Genomic DNA, 23,690 nt, shown 5'->3' with positions numbered 1-23,690 from the left:
GCGTTTAGTAAAGCTAAACGCGAGTCTTTTAATCAGTGGCAAATTGGCACTGAACAGATAGTAAAATGGAAAGTTGAACAGTTATGCAAAAGTTAAATTGGCGACGTATAGTACTAAAAGTAGGTAGCGCATTAATCGCACCCGAACAAGACGGGTGTCGCTCACGTTATTTACTGACCATTGCACAGTTCATCGTTCGCTGTCGAGCGCAAGGTATCGAAGTTATTTTAGTATCATCGGGTTCGGTAGCTGCTGGTTCGCATTTATTCCCTGAACAAGAAAAGCGTTCAGTGACGATGAAAAAAGCAATGGCTGCTGCCGGTCAGACAGAAATGATGGCGATGTGGGATCGTTTCTTTGATTTCCCATCGGCACAGATTTTATTAACTCATGGTGACTTACGTGACCGTGAGCGTTATACCAGTATTCGTGAAACAGTTTTCACCTTACTGGAGCATGGTGTATTACCTATCATTAATGAGAATGACACGGTAACAACTGATGATTTAAAAGTTGGCGACAATGATAACTTGTCGGCAATGGTAGCCGCAGCGGCGGACGCAGATGCATTGATGATTTTTTCGGATGTTGATGGTCTTTATGACAAAAATCCGAATTTACATGAAGATGCAGTGCTATTACCAGAAATTGATAGCATCGATGAATCGATTTACGCCATGGCCGGTTGTGCAACCAGTGCCGTTGGTACAGGTGGTATGAAAACGAAAATCGAAGCGGCTGAAAAAGCCACTTCACATGGTATTACAACCTTTATTTTAAATGGTTTTAAAGAAGAGACATTTAACCGACTGCTTGCGGGTGACAACCCAGGTACTATCTTCAAACCATATGAGAAACCGATGCAAGAAGCAGTGCATTGGATGACTCACACAGCTAACGAGCAGGGTGAGGTTGTCGTTGAAGGTTCATTCGATGAATCATTAAAAGATGAAGACGGTTGTATTCGTAGCGATGAAATCGTTGCAGTACACGGAGAATTTGGCGTAGGCGATACCATTTTAGTTCGTAGTGATGATGGTACGCGTCTAGCAAAAGCAACAGCGAACTACAGTAGCTGTTTATTGAATTTTATTGCTGACAACGAGCAAAGTGAATTTAGCGAAAAAATGCAAGATTCAATCGGCCCAGTTGTTTCAGAGAAAGATATCGCATTATTGGAGAAGTCATGAGTTTAATTACGGATATTTCGAGTCAAGCTGCAAAAGCTGCAACCCAGTTAGCTTTACTTGATACTGCTACTAAGAATCAAGTGTTAACTGAGATGGCAGAGGCGTTACGCGAAAGCAAAGCGTTTATCATCAAAGAGAACGAAAGCGATTTAGCGGCAGCACGTGATAATAACCTTGCTGCGTCTATGATTGACCGTTTAACGCTAAACGATGAGCGTATTGAAGCAATGGCTGAAGGCATTGAAGTAATTGTTAGCCTTGATGATCCTGTAGGCCAATTACGTGAAATTTCAGAGCGTCCAAACGGTATTAAGATCAGCAAGATGCGCGTACCACTTGGTGTTGTGTGTATGATTTATGAAGCACGTCCAAATGTGACGGCTGATGCCGGTGCGTTATGCTTTAAATCGGGTAATGGTGTTATTTTACGTGGTGGTAAAGAAGCACTTCGTAGTTCGCAAGCAATCGCAAGTGTAATGCACAAAGTACTTGAAAAGCATGGTTTACCTGCTGCGTTGATTTCAGTGATCCCAGATCCAGACCGTGGTCTACTCATGGAGCTGATGCAACAGCGTGACACAATTGATTTAATCATTCCGCGTGGTGGTGAAGGTTTAATTAATTTTGTAACAGAAAACAGTACCATTCCAGTGATTCAGCATTTTAAAGGTGTATGTCACCTTTATGTTGATAAAGACGCTGATTTGAATGTAGCAATCAACTTACTATTAAATGGTAAAACTCAACGTACTGGTGTGTGTAATGCTCTAGAAGGCTTAGTGGTTCACCAAGATATTGCTGATGAGTTTTTAAACCTGTGTGCAGTTGTTCTTCGTCAAGAAGGCGTAAAAGTAAATGCAGATGCGAAAGCTGCCGAGTACTTTGATAATGCAACAGTACTTGCTGACGACGAGTTTGGTGAAGAGTACTTAGATTTAGAAATCGCAATCAAGGTTGTACCTGACTTTGCTGGTGCCATTGATCATATTGCTAAATTTGGTTCAAACCACACTGAAGTGATTTGTACTAAAGACCAAGCTGCAGCTGAGTTATTCCAACGCAGTGTGGATGCATCTGTGGTAATGGTTAATGCGTCATCGCGTTTTTCTGATGGTTCACAGTTAGGTTTAGGTGCTGAGATTGGTATTGCGACAACTAAGCTACATGCTTATGGCCCAATGGGTCTAGAGTCACTTACAACTGAAAAATACTTAGTTAATGGCGAAGGCCAGATTCGTGAATAATCACTAAAAAGTAATTGCTTAAAAAGCCGGGCTTTGCTCGGTTTTTTTGTGTTTAAAATAAAACGAAGACGGCAGAAAGACTAATAAAGTCGCTTTAATTTAGAATTTATTGGTTTTTATTAAGTATTTGGCAGATTGCCTAAAGAGAGGTAGGAAAGTGGTGGAGCTAAGCAGGATCGAACTGCTGACCTCCTGCGTGCAAGGCAGGCGCTCTCCCAGCTGAGCTATAGCCCCACATTCCTAAATACAGGATGCTTAAGTCTTGCGTCTCAAGCGGGGTGAACTTTAAATATTTTTGCATTTGTGGTCAAGTATTTTTTTTAAAATGTTCGATTTTTTACTCTGTTGTTTTATTTTTGGTAGACTAAAGCGCATTCACTGTTCAAGGCTTATCCAATAATGAAAAAAATAGCATGGCTTTTGGTTGTTTTACTTGCCGGTTGCGCAAGCCAACAAGAAGCGCCTCCTTTTGAAATCAATAATAAGCAGTTTTACGAAAAAAATGATGAGCAAGGCAATAAAATCTTTGCCTATGTGGTGTCAGTTAAAGCACAGGGCAGACGCCCGATTAATCTTGATAAGCCAATGACACGCAGGCAGTTTAAAGATTTTGCCGAGCAAGAAGTATTTGAAGAGTCGAGCAACTTAAAACTTATGCTCGAAGACCAAGCGGTTGAATTATTAAATGAAGAGCTTAAAGAACGACAATACTGCGACGATAGACACGTTATTGACGAAGTATTATGGCGTGATTTAAGTGTGCAATTACGAGGACGTTGTTTGTAAATGTATGCAGATAAAAGCAAGTTAGCTGCTACGCTAGCTCAATTAGATATTAATTATGATGTGATTGAGCATCCACCATTACACGGCAGCTTAGATGCCGATAAGTTTATGCTCGATAGACCGGGCACACGTTTAAAAAACCTGTTTTTACGAGATAACGAAGGTAAGCGCCACTTTTTAGTGATCACCGCTCACGACAAACAACTCGACTTAAAAGCCATTGCTCAGCAGCAGGGGTTATCGCGTTTAGGGTTTGCATCTGATGAGCGATTAGCGCGATATCTTAAAGTGCCACCGGGCTGTGTTTCTATGTTGGCACTGTTAAACGATAAGCAAAATAATGTCACTCTTTGGCTAGACCAAGAAATTTGGTTTAACGAGCTTTTTCATTGTCACCCTTTTGAAAATACTGCCACTTGGCTGATGAAAAAAGATGACTTAGAGCTATTTTTTGAAAGTACCGGGCATCAACCACGTATCGTATTTCTACCAGCCAAATAAACTAAGCTTAAACCCACTAAGCAGACTAAAAGTAGCACGGTCATAAAGGCAACTTGGCCGTGTTGCTGATATACCAGCCCTGGCAATAATGAACCTAATGCGCCACCGCTATAATAAAACGAGACATAACCGCCATTGGTGACACTTGCAGGTGCGCTGCTGATTTTATTTACCAGTGGAGCGGCACTTGAGTGGATAACAAACATTGCACCGCAAAAGCCAGTAAAAGCAATAACAAAAAGTAATAACTGTTGGCTCATCAATAGTACCATCGTCATGCTATAGAATACAAAAACCCAGGTTAATAAACGCCAAGGTGTTGATGACTTTCGTAACAGCCAAGGTGTGGCTATGGAAGCCAGCGCGCCTAACAAGTAGCCGCTGTAAACCAGTCCGATGTCTCGGGTGTTAGTGATAGCAAAACTGTCTTGCAGAATGAAAGGTAAATAATTTAACAGTGCCGCAAAACAAAAGAACATACAAAACACCGCTCCGTAGAGCTTTAATACCAACGGATCTTTTAATTGCTTTAGATACAACAGCGGCGACTTTGCAGCATGAATACTCGCGCCTTTACCTGATTTAGGAATGGCGAGTGCAAATAGTACTAACCCAAGCGCAATCACATAATAAAAACTTTGCCAGCTTAAAAAGTCAGTAAACAAGGCGGCGAGCATACGTCCGAAGTAGCCACCTACAATGGTACTGCCAATGTAAAGCGTCATGTTACGTTGTAATTGGTCGGCCTGAAAAGTCACACCAATATAACTGGTCATAGCGGTGAGCGCCGCAGGGAGAGTGATCCCTTGTATAAAACGAACCAGCAATAGCAGCTCAAAGCTTGGTGCTAAAGTAAAAGCGATACAGCTGATTGCTAACACAAACATGGCAATCTTTAAAATTGTGAGTGGGTTTCGCTTAGCTAAAAACAAGCCATACACTAAAGGAGCAATGGCTAGTGGCAACATAGTTGCGGTCATTAAGCTACCAGCAGTGGCTGGCGATACAGAAAAATGACTGGCAAATAATCCAAGTAAGGGTTGTGGGGCGTATAAAACAAAGAAAATAAACACAGAGCAAAGTAACAAATGTCGCAGCTGCATTTTTAGCTCCCAAGAGGAAAAGCCCTAGCTTATCGGGTACAGGTTTTTTTACAAGTTCAAAGGCGACTAAAATGATAAATCTTGCGTTAAATCAATATGTCATGATTTCATCGCGTGTTAATCTCACATCAATATACTCGATTGCTGTGAATCAAGTGGGCTCAGTACTGTTATTTGTTGGCAGAGCTGATTAAAATAACCCTAATACGCATTAATAAATTGGAATTTCGTCATGGGTTCATTACAAGATCAATTACTTAAGGCTGGTCTTACTACGGCACATAAAGCTAAAGTAGCCAAAACAGAAAAGCGCAAACAGCAAAAGAAGAAAAAGAAAGGCGCCACGAGTAATCCTAGCGATCTGCAAAAACATATTGAACAAACTAAGCTTGAGCAGCAGAAAAAAGCCGACGAGCTTAATAAAGCGCGTTTAGAAGAGCAAAAACAACGTGAGCAAGTAGCGCGCGTTAAACAGATTTTAGAGCATCACAACCAAGATGAGATCCGTGGTGATCGTACGTTTAACTTCACTTATCAAAATAAAGTGAAAGAGCTCGAAGTAAACGAAAAAACACAAAAGGCCCTAGCTGGTGGCCGCTTAGCTATTTGTGTTTTAGAAGGCCAATTTTTTGTACTGGAAGACGAACCAGCACGAAAAATCGCTGAAGTCAGCGAAGACTACATAGTGTTCCATGTTGAGCCTGAAGATAAGCAAAAGGATGAAGATGATCCGTATGCTGATTTTGAAGTACCTGATGATTTAATTTGGTAGTGACTGTTTCTATTGCCGTTACAATTTTCGGGTGCAATATTGTTAAATCATGGTCTACACTAAAGAAAATGTTTAATAACCCGTCAAAAAAGAGAAAATAGATATGAGCAAGATCACGAAAATTTTATGTGGGGCTGGCATTGCAATGGCTGCAAGCCTATCTTTCAACACTATGGCTGCGGATGGTGCAACACTATACACAGCTAAGCTTTGCCAAACTTGCCACGGTGCAGAAGGTAAAGCGCCTATCATGCCTCAGTACCCTAAATTAAATGGTCAAAATAAAGAGTACTTACTAGCACAAATGAAAGACATTAAGTCAGGTGCGCGTAGCAACGGTATGGCTGCTGCGATGAAAGCAATGGTTGCAAACGTATCTGAAGAAGAAATGGCTGCAATTGCTGATTACTTATCACAAGTAAAATAAACACCATTTTAGCGTGAAAAGGCCACATCAATTGATGTGGCCTTTTTGTATCACCTATTGATCATCTATTAATAGTAATTTAGACTTCTATACATCTATTTGTGCAGTGTCACATATACAAGGTTTTCCATGTTTGACTTACCAAAACTCGACTTAAAAAATAAAGTATCTGAACAAGAATGGCAGCTTCGTGTTGATTTAGCAGCATGTTACCGTTTAGTTGAGCACTTTAGATGGGGGGATTTAATTTATACCCACCTATCGGCACGTTTACCGGGCACAGATCACTATTTAGTTAATGCATTTGGTCTTAGTTTTGATGAAGTGACGGCATCAAACCTTGTGAAGGTGGATTTAGCTGGCAATATTATTGATGACACGCCATTTAAAATTAATCCGGCTGGTTTCACTATTCATAGCGCTATTCATGAAGTTCGTGATGACGCTCACTGTGTTATTCATTTACACACAAAAGAAACCATTGCCGTTGCAACGCAAGAAAAAGGCCTATTGCCACTTAGCCAATACTCAATGTTCTCATTGCCATCATTGTCTTATCATGGCTACGAAGGGTTAGCGGTAAACAGTGATGAGAAAAAGCGTCTACAAGATGATTTAGGCACCACTAATCACATGTTATTGGTTAATCACGGTGGCTTAACTGTTGGCCCAACGGTGGGGGATGCCTTTATGCGCTTTTATGATTTGCAGCGCGCCTGTGAAATTCAATTGGCTATTCAAGCCAGTGGTCAAACGGCAATCCCGGTACCACAACCTATTATCGATAATATTTATAATCAAGCGAATGTCGTGCATAGCGGCAGCACCGGTGGCCAGTTGGCTTGGCCGGCAATGTTGCGTAAAGCTTATCGTCTTGATCCTAGTTTTGCTCAGTAAGGAGTAACCATGAAAGTTAATCGCGTCGAAGTGTTCGATATTCATTGTCCAGACAGACCTGCTTGGACACCTGTTTTTGTGCGTATTCACACCGATGAAGGTATTAGCGGTGTGGGTGAAGCGGGTCTGGCTTATGATTTAGGTCATAGTGCAGCTGCGGCAATGATCAAAGAAATGGCTGATGCCTTTTTAATTGGTCATGACCCATTTCAAACAGAAAAACTGTGGTCACGAATGCTACGCGAAAGCTTTTGGGGTTTAGGTGGTGGTCCTGTTGTGTATGCAGCAATGAGCGCCATTGATACTGCACTTTGGGATATTAAAGGTAAAGCATTAGGCTTGCCTGTTTACCAACTATTAGGTGGTAAAGTTAACGATAAGCTACGTACTTATGCATCACAATTACAGTTTGACTGGGACAGCGAATTTAAAGCGCTTGTTCACCCAGAGGAATACGCAGAAGCAGCGCTTAAGGCGATGGCTGAAGGGTATGACGCGGTAAAAGTTGACCCAATCCAGTACGATAAAAACGGCAATACTTATTACGATCGCACTAACATTATTTCTCGTGCAGAAATGAAATTATATCGTGCGCGTATGCAGGCTATTCGTGAAGCAGTCGGTGACGAAGTTGACATTATTTTTGAGTGTCACAGTTTACCAGGCGCAACATCAGCAATTCAGATTGGTGAAATTGCTGAAGAGTTTGATTGTATGTATTACGAAGAGCCTGTGAATTACTTAAATCATTCATTACACGCAAAAGTTGCTGACAAAGTAGCGGTGCCAATTGCAGGTGGTGAACGTTTGTATAACCGCTGGGGAGTGCGTCCATACTTAGAAGATCAAAGTATTGATGTGCTACAGCCAGACTTAGGCTTGTGTGGTGGTTTCACTGAAACTAAGAAAGTGTGTGATTATGCTGATATCTTTGATGTGCGTATTCAAGCTCACGTGTGTGGCGGCCCAGTAGCAACTGCAGCTTCGTTACACTTAGAAACTGCGATTCCTAACTTCTTAATTCACGAACATCACACCTACGCGATTAAGAAATGGAACCGTGAATTGTGTATACAAGATCCACAACCTAAAAATGGTTTCTTCCAAGTATCAGAAGAGCCAGGTATAGGTATTGAATTAAATGATGAAGTAGTTATGCGATCTCAACGTGTTGAGATTAAGTGACATTAATACACAATAATAAACTTAAAATTTAGTATTTAAGAATTTAAAAGCCCTGAAGGGCTTTTTTTGTGAAAATATGTAATTGTTAATATTTTTTTATTGGGCTTTTTTATTAAATAATAGGTGTACTGAGTTTAAGTTTTATTGGGGTATATGTTAAAAATTTTGTTTTTTAAATATAAATTACGCTTTTATTGTTTATGTTTTTTAAATTATATATTTGAATTTATTTGGTTACATTAAATTACATATTGCCGTTTTATCTAATGAATATGGCTTTTTTGTAATATATTTATGTTTTTTAATTTACATTCTTGTTTCACTTTAATAATGTAATTGTGCCTTTTTAAAGGCATGAATAATTATAATTTAAACAGGGATACAAAAATGAAATCAATGTTTCGGAAAAGCATTACAGCGATTGCAGTAACTGCATCACTAGGTTTAGCCCTTCCAGCATCAGCATCAGACGTTATTGGTTCTGTTCAGAATGTAACAAATACCTCTTCATACACGGTAAAAGTTAAAAACCCAGCAACAGGTTTAGAACGTACTTTAAATATTTCAGAAAATGGAACGTTCCGCTTTGCATCACTACCTTCTGGTAACTATGACATTCAGATTCTAAAAGACGGTAATGTTGTTGCTGAAGACAAGGTGCGTGTTTCTTTAGGTGCTAATTCAAAGGCAAACTTTGATTTAGCAAGCGTTGCAAACTCAGGTCCAGAGGTTATTCAAGTTGTTGGTGCACGTATTTCATCTATCGATTTATCTACAGCTGACTCAGGCTTAGTTATTACCGATGCTGAAATCGATCGCATGCCTATCAGCCGTGATCTTACTTCGGTTGCATTATTAGCGCCTGGTGCAGTTAAAGGTGATAGTGCATTTGGTAACACTGCGTCATTTGGTGGTTCATCTGTTGCAGAAAATGCTTGTTATATCAATGGTCTTGAAGTAACGAATACACGTCAAGGTTTAGGCTGTGGTGAAGTTCCATTTGAATTTTACGACCAATTCCAAGTAAAAACAGGTGGTTACTCAGCTAAGTTCGGTCGAGCGACGGGTGGTACAATTAACACTACAACTAAAAGTGGTACCAATGAGTGGGAATTTTCTGCAGTTGTGCAATATGCTCCCGATTCACTACAAGATGATGGTTCGATTTCACGTGGCAACCAAGGTGCGGGACAAATTTTCCGAGACGAAAGTGTAGCTTCTGATAGTAGCGCGGATATCACTTTGGCAGTGGGTGGTCCGTTAATTGAAGATACTTTATTCTTCTATGGCTTAGTGAATCCTCGTGATACAGAGTCTACGTACACTTGGGGTGGTGACGAGTTCTCACCAAACGATCAATATCGTAAAGAATCAGCGTCAGGCGGTGATAACCTTTTCTGGGGTGGTAAGCTTGATTGGGATATTACAGACAACCATCGTTTAAGCTATTTCGCTTACTCCAACCGTCGTGATATCGAGCGCTCTGTTTATGAGTATAATAATGGTGTGATTGGTGATCGTATCGATGGCGCACTTCTAAAGCGTGGTGGTAAAGCACAAAGCCTAAGCTATACAGGTATTCTAACAGAAGACCTAGTAGTGACTGCAATGGCTGGTAATATCAAAACTGAATATGAAACTCAATCTGAAAACCTAGTTTGTCCAAGTGTAACTGACTCACGTGGTACTTCAAACCCTATCACAGGGTGTGGTGCTGGTGGCAGCTTTGGTGCCAATAACGATGATAATACTCAATACCGCTTAGATGTTGAGTATGTGTGGGATGCACACGAAATTAGCTTTGGTATCGACTATCAAGAGCGTAAATCAGAGCGAATCAGCCAACCAATTGGTGGCCACAGCTATGATTACCGTACACTTGCAGATAATGGTAGTTGGCAAGCAGATAATGGTGCATTAACTAATAATACCGGTGCGGCCCTTGATTATGTTGAAGATCGTATCTTTGATGGTGGTGGTAGCTTTGAATCAGAGTTAACTGCTTACTATCTTGAAGATCACTGGCAAGTAACTGATGACTTTGCAGTGAATGTTGGCTTACGTATCGATGAGTTCGATAGCTGGGGTACAACAGGCAAGTTGTTAACAAGCTTTAAAACAGACATTGCTCCGCGCTTAGGTTTTACATGGGATCCAACAGGCACGGGTGATACGAAAGTTTATGGTACTTACGGCCGTTACTACTTACCAGTTGCAAATAATACGATTTTCCGTGCTGCATCGGGTGTAAGTGATATCACGACCGCTTACACGTATACGGGTGTTGATCCAACAACTGGCGCACCAACAGGCCTTGCTCCTTTAGCTGATTCTATCGGTAGTGGTGGTTTAGCAAACTCACAACAAGTGAGTGGTGTACCAGTTATTCCTGAAAAAGATATCTTCCAAGCTCAAGAAGCGGATCCGTTCTCTAAAGATGAGTACATCATCGGTGTACAACAAGCGCTTAATGATGAATACACTGTAGGTGTAAAAGGTACATATCGTGAAGTTGCAACCGCACTTGATGATTACTGTGGCCGTTATGCATACCCATACTGCGTCATGATCAACCCAGGTTCTACATCAAGCTGGTATAGCGATGGTTACTACTGGAATGGTTCTGATTGGGGTGACTCAAGCTTTGATAATGACGGTGTTCCAGATGCTGGCTCACTAACAACTTACTCAGCTGAAACAATCGGCTTACCGAAAGCAAACAATGAGTATACGTCAGTTGAATTTAGTTTGGATTACCGCGCAGAAACTATCCGCTACCAATTCGGCTATACATGGGCGCGTAGTGTTGGTAACTTCGAAGGTGCTGTTAAGTCTGACATTGGCCAAGCTGATGCGGGTATTACGCAAGACTTCGATTTCCCTGCAGTAATGGATGGTTCACAAGGTTATCAGCCTAACGATCGCCGTCATACGTTCAAGTTCTTTGGTAGCTGGGAACCAGTTGAAAACCTAACAGTTGGTTGGAATGCAACACTTCAAAGTGGTCGTCCACAAAGCTTATTTGGTCAAGGTTACCCATCAAAAGATCCAAACCTAAATGGCGGCTGGGGTGATACTTTCTACATCTATACCAATGAGTGTCCAGACACGAATGGTGATGGCGAATGTCAACAAGACGAAAAAATCTATGAGCAGCACACTCGTGGTACAGCAGGTCGTACTCCTTGGACATTTAACTTAGATTTATCAGCTGCATATGACTTCACAGTATCTGATATTGATATGCGTGCGACTATTAACGTATTCAACGTACTTAATAGCCAAGAAATCACATCTGCAAATGAGCATTATGAGCAAAATGAGGGTGAAGTTAACTCTTATTATGGATCTGCGTATACATGGCAAGCACCACGCTATGTACGCTTAGGATTTGAAGCTCGCTTCTAAGCATAAAACAATCAATTTGATTGTCCCCCGACTAAAAAAGCCCGCAAGGGCTTTTTTTATATCTACTTTTTAGCTTTGAATTAATCAACTGGTTTGCATTTTACCAAAGGAAGAGGCTCGGTCGCTTTACTATCTAAATGGCGCACAAAGCATATTTGGTTTTTAATAAGTAGCTCAAAGCGCTCTGGCATTGACAGTTGCTTGCCCATTATAAGGTTACCTTGCCCATCCATTACATTCATACTGTCAGTGACAAGCACACTGGTATTCATAAAAGCATCATCAGCAACAGCAATTGGCTTGCTGTGCATCAACCTTGCGATGCCTTGCGCTATTAGTTCACTTTGCGGCTCAGTAAGCCGTGCATGTTGCAATTTAGGTGTAGGCTCTTGGCTTTGAGCACTACAGCCTAGTAAGGTCAAAAGCATTAATAAGCTAGCTAATTGAACTCTCATGATTCGCTCCTATTGCTTCAATATTTTACTTTGTTGAAGCAAGGTTGAAGTTCGTATATCACGTACTTGCGGCGTATCGTTATAAGTAGCAGGTGCAAAGCCTTGCTCACTGACTGTTGAAGTAGCTACTGGACAGCGTCCATTATCTCGATAGCTAAGTGCTGCACTGAGCATTGCTTCATTTTCATCGCCTAGTTGGTGAGTGAAATCATCAGCAATTGCACAGCCTGGGATTTTTACAGGTTGAAATTCACTATCGTTGCTGTTTTGTGGTGAGAAACCATCAGCATACTCACCAAACCCTTTATTATTGACGCCAGTAAATTGAATACTGAAGTATGTGGTATCGCAATTATCAGTTGGATAAAAACCATAGGGTTTACCGCAAGTTGTTTCGCCTATTTGAATTACTTCTATATTAGCGCCCCTAAGGCCATTGATCACAGCTTCACTTGCTGAGCAGGTGCTGTCTGTTGTAAGCACGAAGACTCGCTCTAAATTTAGAGAAGGTAACGAAGTACCAGGCGAAATCGCAGGATTGTCTGCAAAACCTAAAAACTCATTAGTAAACTGAACAGGCTCTAAGCGCTCCCCAGTAATAGGGTTAAAAGTTGGGTGTTGATCATTAAAAATAGTCTGTTCAAAAATTTTGCCACTGGTATTACTCTCGCCTGCCACCATATAAGCAACCTGACTTGCCATTTGAAGGAATCCGCCTGGGTTGTAACGCATATCAATAATTAAATCTTTAACATTACTTGCTGCTAAGCTGTTAAATGCGTCGTACAGAGGTTTTTCTGCAACTGCATTATGGCGATTAAACTGGAAATAACCCACTTCACCATCCGCAAATGTTTTAACGTTACTAACTGCTTGGCCAGTAATAGTTTGTGCAGTCATGCTCACTTCACGAATTTCACTGGTATTTATATCTCGAAATACAAATGAAGTAACTTTGCCGGACTCAGATGGAAATAGGCCTGCATTCAATATATCAACCTCTGCTTGGGTCGTTGCATTTACAAAGTCGACACCATCCACTTCGATTACTTCTAATCCTCGGCCAAGATTCAAGTTTGATGCAGGAGAGTTTGGCTCAGTATAGGAAATAATGCCTTGGCGGGGGGCGCCCGCACTTATCAATCTAAGTTTGAAACCATAACCAAAAGATTGCCCTGATTGGCTTTGAGCTTGCCATTCAGCTGTGGGTAAACTACTGTGGAAATTATCTTTTTTAGCACCTGAATCTGTAGTGTTTTCAGTTTTTAATAAAGCGAAATAATTTAATACCCCTTCAGTTAGCGCAGGGTCTCGATCAACTATTTCGTCATACCACAGATAAGTTTCATGACTCCAAGCTCGTAACCAATGCTTCTCATTGAGTGCTTGGCATTGTTGATCAAATTTGCTTGATGGCTCAAATACACCTTGAGTCCAAGTGATGTCTTCACTAGCAATTACGTCTGAATCTGAACTGCCGGAACCACCGCAACCAACTAAAATCAGTGAGCAAATAAAGGCACTACTTGCCATAGGTTTTTTTAAAGCATTAAACATAAAACAGAGTTCCAGATAAATTAACTTATTTGAATATAGCTAGTTTTTAAGCAATTAGATAGATTTCGTAGGCGTTTTTATAGCTAAGTTGATGCCATAAACTCGGCAGCGAGCACAGTGAGTGATAGTGTTGCCAGCAGTTTTCGTAACTGGTATTTATTTGGCATACAGGAAAGTTACTGGCAAACATAACGCGATGCTCACCAAAGTACTTAACTAAATTATTAACCAGCCATAGGTGTTTGTTTGTGGCAATTTGTGTGAACTCCAACCCTGAGAACTTTATCGCGATATTATCGCAGCGGCTGAGTTTAATGATTGCTTCAAGCCATCTTTGCTCATCACTAATAAAGCCTAAATGATTAATCACCACACGTAGTGATGGTAGTGCTGTGCAATACTTAATAAGCTGCTCAGTTACCTGTATGTTTTCAATTTCAAACTGTGCTTCAAAGTGTAAGTTTTCGGCTGCGATAAAAGCTAGATTATCTAGGCAGTGGGGAGTTAATAAGCGCCTAGCTTCATCACCTTCTGTTATATCGCGAATACCAACTAAAGATGGATGTTCTAACTTATTGAGTGACGCTTCAAATTGCTTGGGAGATGCGTCAATCGGGCTGTAGCTGATTGCGCGATACGGAATGTCGTCTAAATGCGTTGCAAGCCAATTGAGCTCATTAATTGGTGCTTGATTATCAAAGCCAGCTTCAATATGCACCAAGGCTTCTAGTTGAAATGGACAAGCAGCTTTAAGTTCAGAAGCGACAATTTGCTTTTTAATTTTATCTAGATTTGGCCAAGCGGGGGGATTACTACCTTGTAGCCAAGTGTATTGACCCTCAGTGAGGTTAAAAAAGTGCACATGAGGGTCAATAATTTTGTCGCTCATTGCGTGGTGTATCCACCATCAATACTTTGTAAGCTGCCAGTAATAAAGCTCGCTTCTGGGCTTATTAAAAAATTAACCAAAGCAGCAATTTCTTCGGGTTGCCCTAAACGGCCTAACGGCTGCAGCGCGGCTTCTTCAGCAACAATCTCTGCTTTATCTGCACCACTGCGCTGACAGTAGGCATCAATCGCATTATGAAACAGTGGTGTTTCTATTGTACCTGGGCACACAGCGTTAGCACGAATGTTAAACGCGGCATAATCCAGCGCTGTCGTTTTTGCCATTGAAGCCAGTGCATGCTTGGTCAGGTTATAAGCAAACGAGTTTGGTTTGCCGATAATTGCCTGATCAGAGGCAACCACTACAATACTGCCGCCTTGCTGACTTTTCATGCTAGGTAATACAGCTTGAATTGCGGCATAGGCACCTTTCACATTGAGCGCAAATAGGGCATCAAACGTTGCTTCGTCTGTATTTTCAATGTTGGCACTTAAATGACGACCTGCATTAGAAATTAAAGCATCGACACGACCCTCTTCTGCAACAATATCGGTGATAGCCGACTTCACTTGCTGAGTATCACTGACATCACAGTGGCGATAATTGCCCTCTGATGGGGTAATATCTAAGTTATAAACTGTGTAGGCTTCACGTTCTAAACGCTCGACTATCGCTTTGCCAATACCTTTACTGCCACCGGTGACAATTGCAACGTTTGTCATTATTTACCCTTAGTGGCTATGGCCACAACCGCCTTCACCGTGCACGTGGCCGTGAGATAATTCTTCAGCTGTCGCTTGGCGAACATTAATTACTTCAACGTCAAATGTCAGCGTTTTACCTGCAAATGGATGGTTTAAGTCACAATCTGCATTGAAACGACCTACTTTAACGATAGTTACTTGGTGACGACCTTGATTTGAATGAACGATAGCAGTCATACCTGGCTTCCACACTTTTGTGTTGCCTTGTAAGTGCTTAAGTGGAATACGTTGAATTAGGTTATCAACGCGCTCGCCGTAAGATTCGCTAGGCTCAAGTGTTACGCTAAAATTATCGCCAGCCGCTTTACCTTCAAGGGCTTTCTCAAGACCAGGAAGCATGCCTTCAGTACCATGGATATATGAAAGTGGCTCGCCATCTTTACTTGATTCGATTTGCTCGCCTGCTTCACTAAGTGTGTAGTGAAACTCAACTGCTGCGTCTTTACTGATCTGCATGTTATTTCTCTTTAGAATTTAAATATAGGCGCTGATTTTACGCTAACCACAAGTGCTGAGCAATCAAGGCTTTTTCAATGAGCTTTCAATCCCTGACAGCATGGTTTCACTTGCTGGCACTTGTGGTTCAGTTGGCTTAGCTTGAGGTAAGTGCAATGTTAAAATAGTACCGGGTTTTAAAATGCTGGTAGCGCTGAGCTTATTCCACGTTGCAATATCTTTATGCGGTACATCATAAAGTTGACTAATACTCCAAATTGAGTCTCCAGGTTTAACCTGATAGTCGATAGCGATTGTAGAAATGACTTCTTCATGTTGCTCAAGGTAGGGACTGATATTGTAATCAACCAATAATGATTCCGGCATGGTTTGTGGTTGTGATAAGCGCAATTGTTCACCTACCTTAATCAAATTTGTTGTTTTATCGTTGAGAGTTTTTAGATCTTTTACAGACATTTTAAAACGCCTTGAAATTCTGTAAAGGGTATCGTCTTTTTGTACTGTGTATTCTCCAGCAAAATTGTTGCGAAACAGTTTGCTTTGTAACAGCGTACGGCGCTCTATTGGCAGAAGTAAAGTATGTGGGCCATTCGGGGAACTTTGGTTTTTTAAATACCCTGGATTTAATTTATGGAGCTGATTATGGCCGATGCCAGATAAATTAGCGATCACTGAAAAATCAAATTGTTGGCCTACATCAAACTCTGTGGTGAGTGCTTTATTCGCTAATTTCGGGCGTTTTAAACCTTTTTCTGGGTGCTTTAGTAAATAGCTAAGCGCCAAAAGTTTAGGAATATATTCAGCGGTTTCTTTTGGTAACGATAACGACCAATAATCAGTTTTCTTGCCAAGCTTTTTATTTTTTTCGATCGCTTTTTTAACGCGTCCTTCACCACTGTTATAGGCGGCAAGGGCATGCAGCCAATCACCATCAAAGCGTTTATGTAAGTAACTTAAATAAGCTAATGCGGCATCGGTTGAAGCAAGTATGTCTTGGCGGCCGTCATACCATTGGTCGCTTTGCACACCAAAATGATAAGCTGTCGCGCCGACTAGCTGCCAAACACCTACCGCTTGCTCTGATGATCGTATTGTTGGTCTAAAATCACTTTCAACAAAGGGTAATAAGGCCAATTCCATCGGTAGCTTTTGTTGTTCGATGCGTGTGACGATATGGTACAAATAGGGTGCAGCACGTTTATTCACTTTAATTAGGTAATTGGGTTGTTTTAAATACCATTTTACTCGTGCAGATGTATGTTTATTGGTTTGAAATACCAGCGTTAAATTGTTGGCGATATGCTGCCATAGATCTTTCGCGCGAGGCTTTGCTAGTGGAATATTATTGACTGCTATGGGCGCAGCAATAGGGCGAGGTTCAACAGCTGTTGAATCGACAAACTCACTAGGTGCTTGTTGGGTTGTTAAATCGGGCTCGTAATGGCTAAAAATCTCCGGCCTTGCCCGTTGCTGTTCTGTTTCTTGCTGAGTTACTTGGCATCCTTGTAAGCCAATAAACAAGCTCAGCAAAAGTAAATATTTCAAACTTACTTGAGCCATATAATAAAATCCTTTTACTATTTTAGCCCTATTTTGACAACTTGCCCTGTTTAAGTCCAGCTTCTAAAAACATAGAAAACGCTCTTTCACCCACTTCATCTAGCTGGTATTGCTGTTTTATCTCAGTAGGAAAAAGCGGAATTAATTCACTAACGGGCTTATCTGGTGAGGAGTTTGTCATCTCTTGAATGGTTTTTAAAAACCTTAAAGGGAGTGCAAGTTCAGCAGGTGTCAGTGGCTTACCGTGACCCGGTAAAATAGTTGTCAGTGTGGTATTTTTTTGAATATCTTGCAGCGCACTTATCCAGCTAGAAAACGAGCCATGTCCTGGGTAGGGTAAGCTGTCGACTATATCGCCACCCAATAGCACGCGACCTTGATCGGCACTAAGGGTCAGATCACCCTTAGTATGCGCTTGGTAGGGTGTAATAACGATGGGGTAGTTACCAAGGTCTAGCTGTGTTGATTCAGTAATGTTAATAGCTGGTGGGTTCAGGGTGAGCTCTCGCCAGCGAAATAAGCGTTTTTTAGCAAGTTCTAGTTTGTCGCGCCAAACTGCTTGCTGATCTTTAGGTTGATTGGCAAGGCGTTGATAGCTCAGTTCAATGCTTTTTTCATAACCATCTAATTTATCAGTCAATGCTTGCTGCATTGCAACAAACTCAGTCGCTACTTGCTGATGTACGATGAGCTTAGCTTCAGGGAACTCAGCCTGTAAAACGGCCAAGCCTAGTAGATGATCATCATGATAATGACTCGCCACCAAATAACATAATGGTGTTTTTAAGCGTTTTTTTAGCTGTTCTGCGAGCTTTTCTACTTCGGCAAAGTTACCACTGGCATCAAACATTAAGGCACATTCTTTACCCTCTATCAGCACTTGATTCGAATCGTAAAAACGCAGCTTATTTTGTTGTTGTAGAAATTGGATTTCGGGAGTGACGCTATGCCAGCTAACGCTTGCTTTGGCGCTATAACTTACGAAAAGACAGATTAAAAAAGCACAAAATCGCATGGTGTTTCGCTCGAATAGGTGTCAGTGTTGTTGATTGTAAACAAAAAAAGCGCCAGATGCGCTTTTTTCTAAATACTAAGGTGTTGGCTGAGCTTATCTATTAAGCTGTCATGTTGTTGCTCTTGTTCAGCTTGTAGCGATTTTACTTCAAGCAATTCATGACTTAGATGTAATGCTGCCATCAGCAACGCTTTTTGGTCATTGCGAACCGATGAGCGTTGTTTCATTTGCTCCACTAAGTCATTCAAATTTTGTGCCGCAGCAACTAGGGCATGCTCTTGCCCTGGAGGGCAAGAAAACTCATGTTCTTTACCTAGTAGCTCTACGGTGACCCGCTGACTTTGTGGGCTGCTCATTAGCTAGCCTGTTGAACGCTTTGTAATTTCTCAAGCAGGCCAGTCAATGTGCTGCTTGTATCTTTTTGTTTCTCTTCGTTTTCGAGTACTTCTAGTTGCAGAGTTTCGTTCTCATCTAAAAGCTTAGCGGTTTGTTCTTGTAAGCTTTTAACTTCACTTTCAAGTTCGCTGTTGCGAAGGATTAATTTGTCGATCAGTTGTTCGAGTTGGGAAAGAGTTTCGTTATTCATAAATGCGCTCATAAAACTGTGATTATTGTCATGCAAATGTAAAGGAAAGTGTCTAGATATGCCAGCATTTACGGCCGTTTTAGGGGATTTTTATTTATTATTAAGGTGTAATTCAGCGTAGCGGCTTTTTTATTCATTTATGATTCACCAAAGCGCCAGATGCTAGGATCATTTTCTGTTTATCATGTACAATATGGCAATTCATTTTTAATGCAGTTTTGCATTTGGCGATTTATAAATATGCTTAGTTATCGACACTCCTTTCATGCAGGTAACCCTGCTGATGTACTAAAACATCTTGTTCTAGCTGAAGTTCTTAAGTACCAAACAATTAAAGACAAACCACTTGATTATGTGGACACCCACTCAGGTGCTGGCTTTTTTGAACTTGCAGGCAGTGATGCACAAAAAACACAAGAGTATTTAGATGGGATTGCTAAGCTTTGGCAGCACAACAGTGAGCATGATGCACTTAATGAGTATATTGAGCTGATTAAATCATTTAATTCAAATGGTAATTTAGATTTTTACCCAGGTTCGCCAAAAATTGCAGAGTACTTTTTACGTCGCCAAGATAACGGTTGGTTCTTTGAGTTGCATCCACGTGACTTACAGTTACTGCAAGACAACATGAAAGGTAAGCGCTCTATTCGCGTACGTGGTGAAAACGGCTTTCAAGGCTTAATTGGTTTATTACCACCAGCATCACGTCGAGCTTGCGTGCTTATTGACCCTCCTTACGAAATAAAAAACGATTACGATACGGTTGTTAATACTCTTGTTAAGGCGCATAAACGCTTTGCTACGGGGACGTATATGATTTGGTATCCGGTTGTAGACCGTGAACGAATTGATAGAATGGAGGCGGGTTTAATCGCATCGGGTATTCGTAACATTCAGCTATTCGAGCTTGCAACAGAGGCCGATACCGACGTTCATGGTATGACTGCATCGGGTATGGTAGTGATCAACCCGCCATGGAAATTAAAGCAAACGATGGATGCTGTATTACCAGAACTTGTTTCCATACTAAGCGATAGCAGTGGTTTTTATCGCAGTGAACAATTAGTTGAAGAGTAATTTCTTCAATACAAAAACGCCCAGCAATTGCTGGGCGTTGTTAATTTAACTGTTGTTAATTCATATAAGTCGCTGCGAAGGTCGCAAGTGGCTCATCACTATCATCTAACAAGGTTAACTGCTCACCATTGATTGAGTACTTAGCCGTGGCTGTAAGTGCTGCCGACATGGCCGCTTCAATATCCATTTGTGATACACACATTTTTTTGGTGCTTGCTAATGGCTTGAATGTGAGCGCCTGCTCATTAACCTCGTAACTACCTGAGAAGTTATTACAACCTAAGTGACCATTGGTTGAACCATCGTCTTTAAATTGTACGAAAGGTTCTTTATTTTCAACGGTGATAGCCTCACCGCTGATGGTAACTGCTTTCCAATAGGTATTGGTCAAAGTCACGTCTGGCTTTTTCGCTGATACTTTAGTCACCGTTACCTTGTACAGATCGCCAGCGGCATCTTCGGCAAATGGATTATTGTGAGTAGTGCTGATGTAAAGTAATTTACCTTGATTCTCAATGCGTGCACTTACACTGTAGCGGTGACGGTCAGCAATTTTGCTTTCGTCATATTCAAGTGCTACATCATATGGTGGTGCACCATCTAATTGGATTTCTTGTTCGCTAATTACTTCAGCCTTGACATCCATTTTAGAAACATCAGCGAGCTGTACTTTTAATACTGAACCCGGAGGTAGCATACTACGATCTAAATAGGTGATTTGAGTATTCAGGGTTTTCATTGATGATTGCTCAGCTTGTGGTGCACTAGAGTCTTCACCACAGCCTGTTAAAACCAAGCTGCTCCCTAAGATTATTAAACTGCATAGAGAAGCGCGTTTGAAAGATGAAAAGGTATCCGAAGCCATGATTATTTTCCTTGCGTTTAGGGTTATGCATCATATTTAATTGCCTAGCATAAAGTTCGCTGTCTTAATCATAGCTTAATTAACAAAAAATGGGCACTAAGCCCATTTTCGTAATAACGAATCGCTTTAAGAACATAAAGCGCATAAGAATAAACGTTATTTTTTCACGTATTTGGTAAGAATAACAATACGTTGACCATCAACACGGCCTTCAATGTGTTCTGGGTTGCTCGTTAAGCCAATGTTTCTTACTGCTGTGCCACGCTTAGCAACAAGGCTGCTGCCTTTCACATCAAGATCTTTAATAAGTGTCACTGTATCACCCGCCTGCAGCACAACACCATTACTGTCGATGTGTTTAATGTCGTCATCTTCAGCTAGCGCTGTTTGCGCCCATTTTAATGTGTCTTCTTCAAGATAAATCATATCGAGTGCATCTTGTGCCCAGCCGTTATCAGTAGCTAAGCGTTTCAGCATGCGGTAAGCGACAACTTGTACCGCTGGAATTTGACTCCACATACTGTCATTCAAACAGTGCCAATGGTTTGCAGTTAAATCAGCATTGTTTTCGATTTGATCTTTACAAGTTTGGCAGACATAAATGCATTTATCAGAATGAGCCTCTGTAACAGGCGGCACTTCGTATACAGATAGGTTATCTGTAGCGGCACAAAGTTCACATTGGTTATTACTGCGTTCGATTAGGGCTTGTTCAATGCTCATAGGAGGCTCTTTTAAGTTTACAAGGTAAGAAAAACAGCACGCATTATAGCAAAAGAGGGACTGAAGCGGAATATCCCTAGTTATTATAGGGGTATAGTTTTTGTGTATTTATTGATTATGGCATCTAAGCTGCCAGAATTTTTAAGTTCTTTGATTGCTGCATTTATTTTTGGTAACAATGATTTATGTTCACTGCGCAGGCGAATTTTTAGGTTGCCTAGCGAGTGTAATGCGCCAAAACTGATATCAGCATCAAATTGCTCAGCCCAATATAATGCTGGCAGTTTATCTATTATGACGACCTCAATTCGGTGTATTTTTAGTGCCTGAATGAGTTGTTGTTCAGAGTGAAAATCAACCCGTTTAAAGTGGTTATCGTCATAATAGTAATAGCCTAAAACAGTCCCTACGGGTTGATTACGAATACTGTTGAGTTGCTGCCATTGAGCCACCGAGCTTTTTAAACTCACGAGATACTCCTCAACTGCAAACAGGGTGTCTGAGTAACTAAATTGTCGGTTTTGTTTTTCTGTCTGGCTCAGCCACTCGGGGCTTATGACATCAAAATCAATATTCCCTTGGTGAAGGTATTTAACGGTTCGTTTTGCAGGAAGCTCGACATGCTTTACTTGAACATCAGCAAGCTGCATAACTTGCTTGATCAGTTCGGGGAGGATCCCTGGATTGCTTTTGTCATCAATATAATAAGGATAGTAGTTCCCAGAGCCGGTTACATTATATTTCAGTACAGGCTGCTGCTCAGCCAAAACTGCTTGAGTAAGAAAAAGTAACAGTAAGAAAATCGAGTTAGAGAAGCGCAATGGTCTGATTGAATTCGTTTTCATGTACCTAGTTTGGTTGGGTTTTTGTTTTTTAGCAAGGCAAACATCTTTCACTATACTTATAACAATAGTAATGTGGAGTTAGCCACATTTAAGTGAGAAGTTGAATGTCAGAATTAAGTATGGAAGGTAATAAAAGTCAGAGCATGACTCAGTATATAGCCCGGCAGCCAATATTTAATGCTGATAGAAGTTTATATGCTTACGAATTATTGTATAGAGAATCGAGCGATAATGTCTTTCCGGTAGGAACGAGTGATGGCCAAGCAACGGGGCGGCTGTTTTTTAACGCGTTAATGTTGATGGGACTCGAGAAGCTAACAGGTTTTCAACCTGCGTTTATCAATCTATCGACTGACGCTATTTTGGATGACTTTCCTAAGCTGTTGCAGCCACGCAGTGCGGTTATCGAAATAGTGGAGCGGGCTACTAGCATTCCAAAAGTAGTGAACCGCGTTAAACAATTAAAACAAGAAGGCTATTTGTTCGCGCTTGATGATTATGATGGCACAGAGAAATGGCAAGATATTTTGCCTTTGATGGATTTTATTAAGCTTGAAGTTACGCAGCCGATTATCAAAACCAACATGATGATCAAAAAGCTTAAACGTAGCTTTCCAAAAACCACTATCATAGTGGAGCGCATTGAAAATTATGAGGACTTTCAACAACTAAAAGCAGCAGGTTGCGACCTGTTTCAGGGCTACTTTTTTGCCAAGCCGGAGCTTTTGAGTTTTGGTAATGTTGAACCATCAAAAATTGCTGTGCTTGAATTACTTAACTGTACTGCGCAAACAGATTTAAATTTTGATGCAATTCAACAACGTGTTGCTAAAGATATTGGCCTTACTGCACGCATTTTAAAATTAGTTAATGCGCGTATAAGTAATAGCCGGCAAACAATTCGTTCGATTTCACAAGCGGTTATTTACCTTGGTGAAGATGCGATTAGACAATTTGTGCGGGTATTAGCGCTAAGCGAATTAGGCAATGACAAACCGCAAGAGCTGACCAAACTTGGTTTAACAAGAGCTAAATTTATTGCTTTGATGCTTGAACCCGGAGGTAAAGACCTAGCTGAACAAGGTTATTTAGTCGGCTTACTCTCTGTTTTAGACGCTATTTTAGATATGGAGCTTAATATCATTGCCAAAGAGTTTTCATTGGGTAGTGAGCTTTCGAGTGCACTGTTAAACTTTAATGGCATGCAAGGGGCGAGCTTACAACTTGCTAAAGCAATGGAAGAAGAGCAGTGGCACACAGCCCTTGAACTACTCAAGATGATCCGCCCAGCCTCAAAAATGGATGTGGTTTTTCAAGCTATGTATGATGCCCGCGCATACGCAGATGAAGTATTCGCAAGCTTATCATCGGTTACAGACTAA

25 protein-coding genes and 1 tRNA gene are annotated in these 23,690 nt (G+C 41.0%); 12 read left to right on the top strand and 14 right to left on the bottom strand.

Going from position 1 to position 23,690, the window contains the following annotated elements:
- Positions 1-83 precede the first annotated feature (83 nt).
- Positions 84-1,190, top strand: a complete 1,107-nt coding sequence (gene proB / locus IRQ78_RS11190; RefSeq protein WP_138600167.1) for a glutamate 5-kinase — start codon at positions 84-86, stop codon at positions 1,188-1,190.
- Positions 1,187-2,434, top strand: coding sequence for a glutamate-5-semialdehyde dehydrogenase (locus IRQ78_RS11185; RefSeq protein WP_055198957.1), 1,248 nt, complete (start codon positions 1,187-1,189; stop codon positions 2,432-2,434). The genes proB and IRQ78_RS11185 overlap by 4 nt, the downstream gene beginning before the upstream one ends.
- 158 nt (positions 2,435-2,592) lie before the next feature.
- Here the strand turns inward: IRQ78_RS11185 and IRQ78_RS11180 are convergent.
- Positions 2,593-2,668: transfer RNA gene (locus IRQ78_RS11180), tRNA-Ala, on the bottom strand.
- Positions 2,669-2,833: 165 nt separating this feature from the next.
- Here IRQ78_RS11180 and IRQ78_RS11175 point away from each other — a divergent pair.
- Both IRQ78_RS11175 and IRQ78_RS11170 read left to right on the top strand, forming a co-directional pair.
- Positions 2,834-3,220 carry a putative periplasmic lipoprotein gene (locus IRQ78_RS11175; RefSeq protein WP_194442194.1) on the top strand — a complete coding sequence of 129 codons (387 nt, stop codon included), beginning with the start codon at positions 2,834-2,836 and terminating at the stop codon, positions 3,218-3,220.
- Positions 3,221-3,721 carry a prolyl-tRNA synthetase associated domain-containing protein gene (locus IRQ78_RS11170; RefSeq protein ID WP_054563499.1) on the top strand — a complete coding sequence of 167 codons (501 nt, stop codon included), beginning with the start codon at positions 3,221-3,223 and terminating at the stop codon, positions 3,719-3,721.
- On the opposite strand, the gene IRQ78_RS11165 is transcribed toward IRQ78_RS11170, so the two are convergent.
- Positions 3,688-4,824: an MFS transporter gene (locus tag IRQ78_RS11165; RefSeq protein WP_194442193.1), complete on the bottom strand. Its 1,137-nt coding sequence runs from the start codon at positions 4,822-4,824 to the stop codon at positions 3,688-3,690. The two genes, IRQ78_RS11170 and IRQ78_RS11165, sit on opposite strands and share 34 nt — an antisense overlap.
- A gap of 71 nt (positions 4,825-4,895) precedes the next feature.
- Between IRQ78_RS11165 and IRQ78_RS20750 the strand changes: the two genes are divergently transcribed.
- The 6 genes from IRQ78_RS20750 to IRQ78_RS11140 all read left to right on the top strand — a co-directional run bounded on the left by IRQ78_RS20750 (position 4,896) and on the right by IRQ78_RS11140 (position 11,513).
- Positions 4,896-5,018: a hypothetical protein gene (locus IRQ78_RS20750; RefSeq protein ID WP_267237900.1), complete on the top strand. Its 123-nt coding sequence runs from the start codon at positions 4,896-4,898 to the stop codon at positions 5,016-5,018.
- Between the two features lie 38 nt (positions 5,019-5,056).
- Positions 5,057-5,596 carry a DUF2058 domain-containing protein gene (locus IRQ78_RS11160; protein WP_194442192.1) on the top strand — a complete coding sequence of 180 codons (540 nt, stop codon included), beginning with the start codon at positions 5,057-5,059 and terminating at the stop codon, positions 5,594-5,596.
- 103 nt (positions 5,597-5,699) lie between these two features.
- A complete protein-coding gene (locus tag IRQ78_RS11155; protein ID WP_054552448.1) occupies positions 5,700-6,023 on the top strand; it encodes a c-type cytochrome in 324 nt (107 codons plus the stop codon).
- Between the two features lie 129 nt (positions 6,024-6,152).
- Entirely contained in the window at positions 6,153-6,920 is a 768-nt protein-coding gene (locus IRQ78_RS11150) for a class II aldolase/adducin family protein (protein ID WP_194442191.1), read from the top strand.
- 9 nt (positions 6,921-6,929) lie between these two features.
- Complete coding sequence (locus tag IRQ78_RS11145) at positions 6,930-8,105, top strand: mandelate racemase/muconate lactonizing enzyme family protein (protein ID WP_054552450.1); 1,176 nt, start codon at positions 6,930-6,932, stop codon at positions 8,103-8,105.
- A 387-nt stretch (positions 8,106-8,492) separates the two neighbouring features.
- On the top strand, positions 8,493-11,513 hold the full coding sequence (locus tag IRQ78_RS11140) for a TonB-dependent receptor (protein WP_194442190.1): 3,021 nt from the start codon (positions 8,493-8,495) through the stop codon (positions 11,511-11,513).
- A gap of 80 nt (positions 11,514-11,593) precedes the next feature.
- On the opposite strand, the gene IRQ78_RS11135 is transcribed toward IRQ78_RS11140, so the two are convergent.
- The 9 genes from IRQ78_RS11135 to IRQ78_RS11095 form a co-directional block, all read right to left on the bottom strand.
- The gene (locus tag IRQ78_RS11135) at positions 11,594-11,968 is read right to left on the bottom strand and encodes a hypothetical protein (protein WP_054552451.1); all 375 of its coding nucleotides are present in this window, start codon (positions 11,966-11,968) and stop codon (positions 11,594-11,596) included.
- A 9-nt stretch (positions 11,969-11,977) separates the two neighbouring features.
- Positions 11,978-13,525, bottom strand: a complete 1,548-nt coding sequence (locus tag IRQ78_RS11130; RefSeq protein WP_194442189.1) for a S41 family peptidase — start codon at positions 13,523-13,525, stop codon at positions 11,978-11,980.
- Positions 13,526-13,571: 46 nt separating this feature from the next.
- On the bottom strand, positions 13,572-14,414 hold the full coding sequence (locus tag IRQ78_RS11125; RefSeq protein WP_194442188.1) for an amidohydrolase family protein: 843 nt from the start codon (positions 14,412-14,414) through the stop codon (positions 13,572-13,574).
- Positions 14,411-15,136, bottom strand: a complete 726-nt coding sequence (locus IRQ78_RS11120; RefSeq protein WP_194442187.1) for an SDR family NAD(P)-dependent oxidoreductase — start codon at positions 15,134-15,136, stop codon at positions 14,411-14,413. Before IRQ78_RS11120 ends, IRQ78_RS11125 begins: the two co-directional genes overlap by 4 nt.
- A gap of 9 nt (positions 15,137-15,145) precedes the next feature.
- Positions 15,146-15,634 carry an FKBP-type peptidyl-prolyl cis-trans isomerase gene (locus tag IRQ78_RS11115; RefSeq protein ID WP_054552455.1) on the bottom strand — a complete coding sequence of 163 codons (489 nt, stop codon included), beginning with the start codon at positions 15,632-15,634 and terminating at the stop codon, positions 15,146-15,148.
- A 63-nt stretch (positions 15,635-15,697) separates the two neighbouring features.
- On the bottom strand, positions 15,698-17,194 hold the full coding sequence (locus IRQ78_RS11110; RefSeq protein WP_194442184.1) for a LysM peptidoglycan-binding domain-containing protein: 1,497 nt from the start codon (positions 17,192-17,194) through the stop codon (positions 15,698-15,700).
- Positions 17,195-17,222: 28 nt separating this feature from the next.
- Positions 17,223-18,209, bottom strand: coding sequence for an MBL fold metallo-hydrolase (locus IRQ78_RS11105; protein WP_194442182.1), 987 nt, complete (start codon positions 18,207-18,209; stop codon positions 17,223-17,225).
- 68 nt (positions 18,210-18,277) lie between these two features.
- Positions 18,278-18,565, bottom strand: a complete 288-nt coding sequence (locus IRQ78_RS11100; RefSeq protein ID WP_194442180.1) for a cell division protein ZapA — start codon at positions 18,563-18,565, stop codon at positions 18,278-18,280.
- Positions 18,565-18,795 (bottom strand): hypothetical protein, encoded by a 231-nt coding sequence (locus IRQ78_RS11095; RefSeq protein ID WP_054552458.1) that lies wholly within the window; start codon positions 18,793-18,795, stop codon positions 18,565-18,567. The genes IRQ78_RS11100 and IRQ78_RS11095 overlap by 1 nt, the downstream gene beginning before the upstream one ends.
- A 240-nt stretch (positions 18,796-19,035) precedes the next feature.
- Here IRQ78_RS11095 and IRQ78_RS11090 point away from each other — a divergent pair, with 240 nt between their 5' ends.
- A complete protein-coding gene (locus tag IRQ78_RS11090) occupies positions 19,036-19,875 on the top strand; it encodes a 23S rRNA (adenine(2030)-N(6))-methyltransferase RlmJ (RefSeq protein WP_194442178.1) in 840 nt (279 codons plus the stop codon).
- A 55-nt stretch (positions 19,876-19,930) separates the two neighbouring features.
- Here IRQ78_RS11090 and IRQ78_RS11085 read toward each other — a convergent pair whose 3' ends face one another.
- From IRQ78_RS11085 to IRQ78_RS11075, 3 genes are all read right to left on the bottom strand, one after another.
- Positions 19,931-20,740, bottom strand: a complete 810-nt coding sequence (locus tag IRQ78_RS11085; RefSeq protein ID WP_194442176.1) for an META domain-containing protein — start codon at positions 20,738-20,740, stop codon at positions 19,931-19,933.
- Positions 20,741-20,896: 156 nt separating this feature from the next.
- Positions 20,897-21,463, bottom strand: a complete 567-nt coding sequence (locus IRQ78_RS11080) for a PhnA domain-containing protein (RefSeq protein ID WP_194442174.1) — start codon at positions 21,461-21,463, stop codon at positions 20,897-20,899.
- 83 nt (positions 21,464-21,546) lie between these two features.
- Positions 21,547-22,308, bottom strand: a complete 762-nt coding sequence (locus tag IRQ78_RS11075; RefSeq protein ID WP_194442173.1) for a substrate-binding periplasmic protein — start codon at positions 22,306-22,308, stop codon at positions 21,547-21,549.
- 104 nt (positions 22,309-22,412) lie between these two features.
- Here IRQ78_RS11075 and IRQ78_RS11070 point away from each other — a divergent pair, with 104 nt between their 5' ends.
- Complete coding sequence (locus tag IRQ78_RS11070; protein ID WP_228482600.1) at positions 22,413-23,690, top strand: EAL and HDOD domain-containing protein; 1,278 nt, start codon at positions 22,413-22,415, stop codon at positions 23,688-23,690.

Source organism: Pseudoalteromonas simplex (genome assembly GCF_015278155.1).
Classification (GTDB): domain Bacteria; phylum Pseudomonadota; class Gammaproteobacteria; order Enterobacterales; family Alteromonadaceae; genus Pseudoalteromonas; species Pseudoalteromonas simplex.
Note: the sequence above shows the minus strand (reverse complement) of the source record. Positions and strands in the feature narration are given on the sequence as shown.

Coding starts and splice junctions, on each gene's coding strand:
- proB (WP_138600167.1), top strand. CDS start 84: ATGCAAAAGTTAAATTGGCGACGTATAGTACTAAAAGTAGGTAGCGCA.
- IRQ78_RS11185 (WP_055198957.1), top strand. CDS start 1,187: ATGAGTTTAATTACGGATATTTCGAGTCAAGCTGCAAAAGCTGCAACC.
- IRQ78_RS11175 (WP_194442194.1), top strand. CDS start 2,834: ATGAAAAAAATAGCATGGCTTTTGGTTGTTTTACTTGCCGGTTGCGCA.
- IRQ78_RS11170 (WP_054563499.1), top strand. CDS start 3,221: ATGTATGCAGATAAAAGCAAGTTAGCTGCTACGCTAGCTCAATTAGAT.
- IRQ78_RS11165 (WP_194442193.1), bottom strand. CDS start 4,824: ATGCAGCTGCGACATTTGTTACTTTGCTCTGTGTTTATTTTCTTTGTT.
- IRQ78_RS20750 (WP_267237900.1), top strand. CDS start 4,896: ATGATAAATCTTGCGTTAAATCAATATGTCATGATTTCATCGCGTGTT.
- IRQ78_RS11160 (WP_194442192.1), top strand. CDS start 5,057: ATGGGTTCATTACAAGATCAATTACTTAAGGCTGGTCTTACTACGGCA.
- IRQ78_RS11155 (WP_054552448.1), top strand. CDS start 5,700: ATGAGCAAGATCACGAAAATTTTATGTGGGGCTGGCATTGCAATGGCT.
- IRQ78_RS11150 (WP_194442191.1), top strand. CDS start 6,153: ATGTTTGACTTACCAAAACTCGACTTAAAAAATAAAGTATCTGAACAA.
- IRQ78_RS11145 (WP_054552450.1), top strand. CDS start 6,930: ATGAAAGTTAATCGCGTCGAAGTGTTCGATATTCATTGTCCAGACAGA.
- IRQ78_RS11140 (WP_194442190.1), top strand. CDS start 8,493: ATGAAATCAATGTTTCGGAAAAGCATTACAGCGATTGCAGTAACTGCA.
- IRQ78_RS11135 (WP_054552451.1), bottom strand. CDS start 11,968: ATGAGAGTTCAATTAGCTAGCTTATTAATGCTTTTGACCTTACTAGGC.
- IRQ78_RS11130 (WP_194442189.1), bottom strand. CDS start 13,525: ATGTTTAATGCTTTAAAAAAACCTATGGCAAGTAGTGCCTTTATTTGC.
- IRQ78_RS11125 (WP_194442188.1), bottom strand. CDS start 14,414: ATGAGCGACAAAATTATTGACCCTCATGTGCACTTTTTTAACCTCACT.
- IRQ78_RS11120 (WP_194442187.1), bottom strand. CDS start 15,136: ATGACAAACGTTGCAATTGTCACCGGTGGCAGTAAAGGTATTGGCAAA.
- IRQ78_RS11115 (WP_054552455.1), bottom strand. CDS start 15,634: ATGCAGATCAGTAAAGACGCAGCAGTTGAGTTTCACTACACACTTAGT.
- IRQ78_RS11110 (WP_194442184.1), bottom strand. CDS start 17,194: ATGGCTCAAGTAAGTTTGAAATATTTACTTTTGCTGAGCTTGTTTATT.
- IRQ78_RS11105 (WP_194442182.1), bottom strand. CDS start 18,209: ATGCGATTTTGTGCTTTTTTAATCTGTCTTTTCGTAAGTTATAGCGCC.
- IRQ78_RS11100 (WP_194442180.1), bottom strand. CDS start 18,565: ATGAGCAGCCCACAAAGTCAGCGGGTCACCGTAGAGCTACTAGGTAAA.
- IRQ78_RS11095 (WP_054552458.1), bottom strand. CDS start 18,795: ATGAATAACGAAACTCTTTCCCAACTCGAACAACTGATCGACAAATTA.
- IRQ78_RS11090 (WP_194442178.1), top strand. CDS start 19,036: ATGCTTAGTTATCGACACTCCTTTCATGCAGGTAACCCTGCTGATGTA.
- IRQ78_RS11085 (WP_194442176.1), bottom strand. CDS start 20,740: ATGGCTTCGGATACCTTTTCATCTTTCAAACGCGCTTCTCTATGCAGT.
- IRQ78_RS11080 (WP_194442174.1), bottom strand. CDS start 21,463: ATGAGCATTGAACAAGCCCTAATCGAACGCAGTAATAACCAATGTGAA.
- IRQ78_RS11075 (WP_194442173.1), bottom strand. CDS start 22,308: ATGAAAACGAATTCAATCAGACCATTGCGCTTCTCTAACTCGATTTTC.
- IRQ78_RS11070 (WP_228482600.1), top strand. CDS start 22,413: ATGTCAGAATTAAGTATGGAAGGTAATAAAAGTCAGAGCATGACTCAG.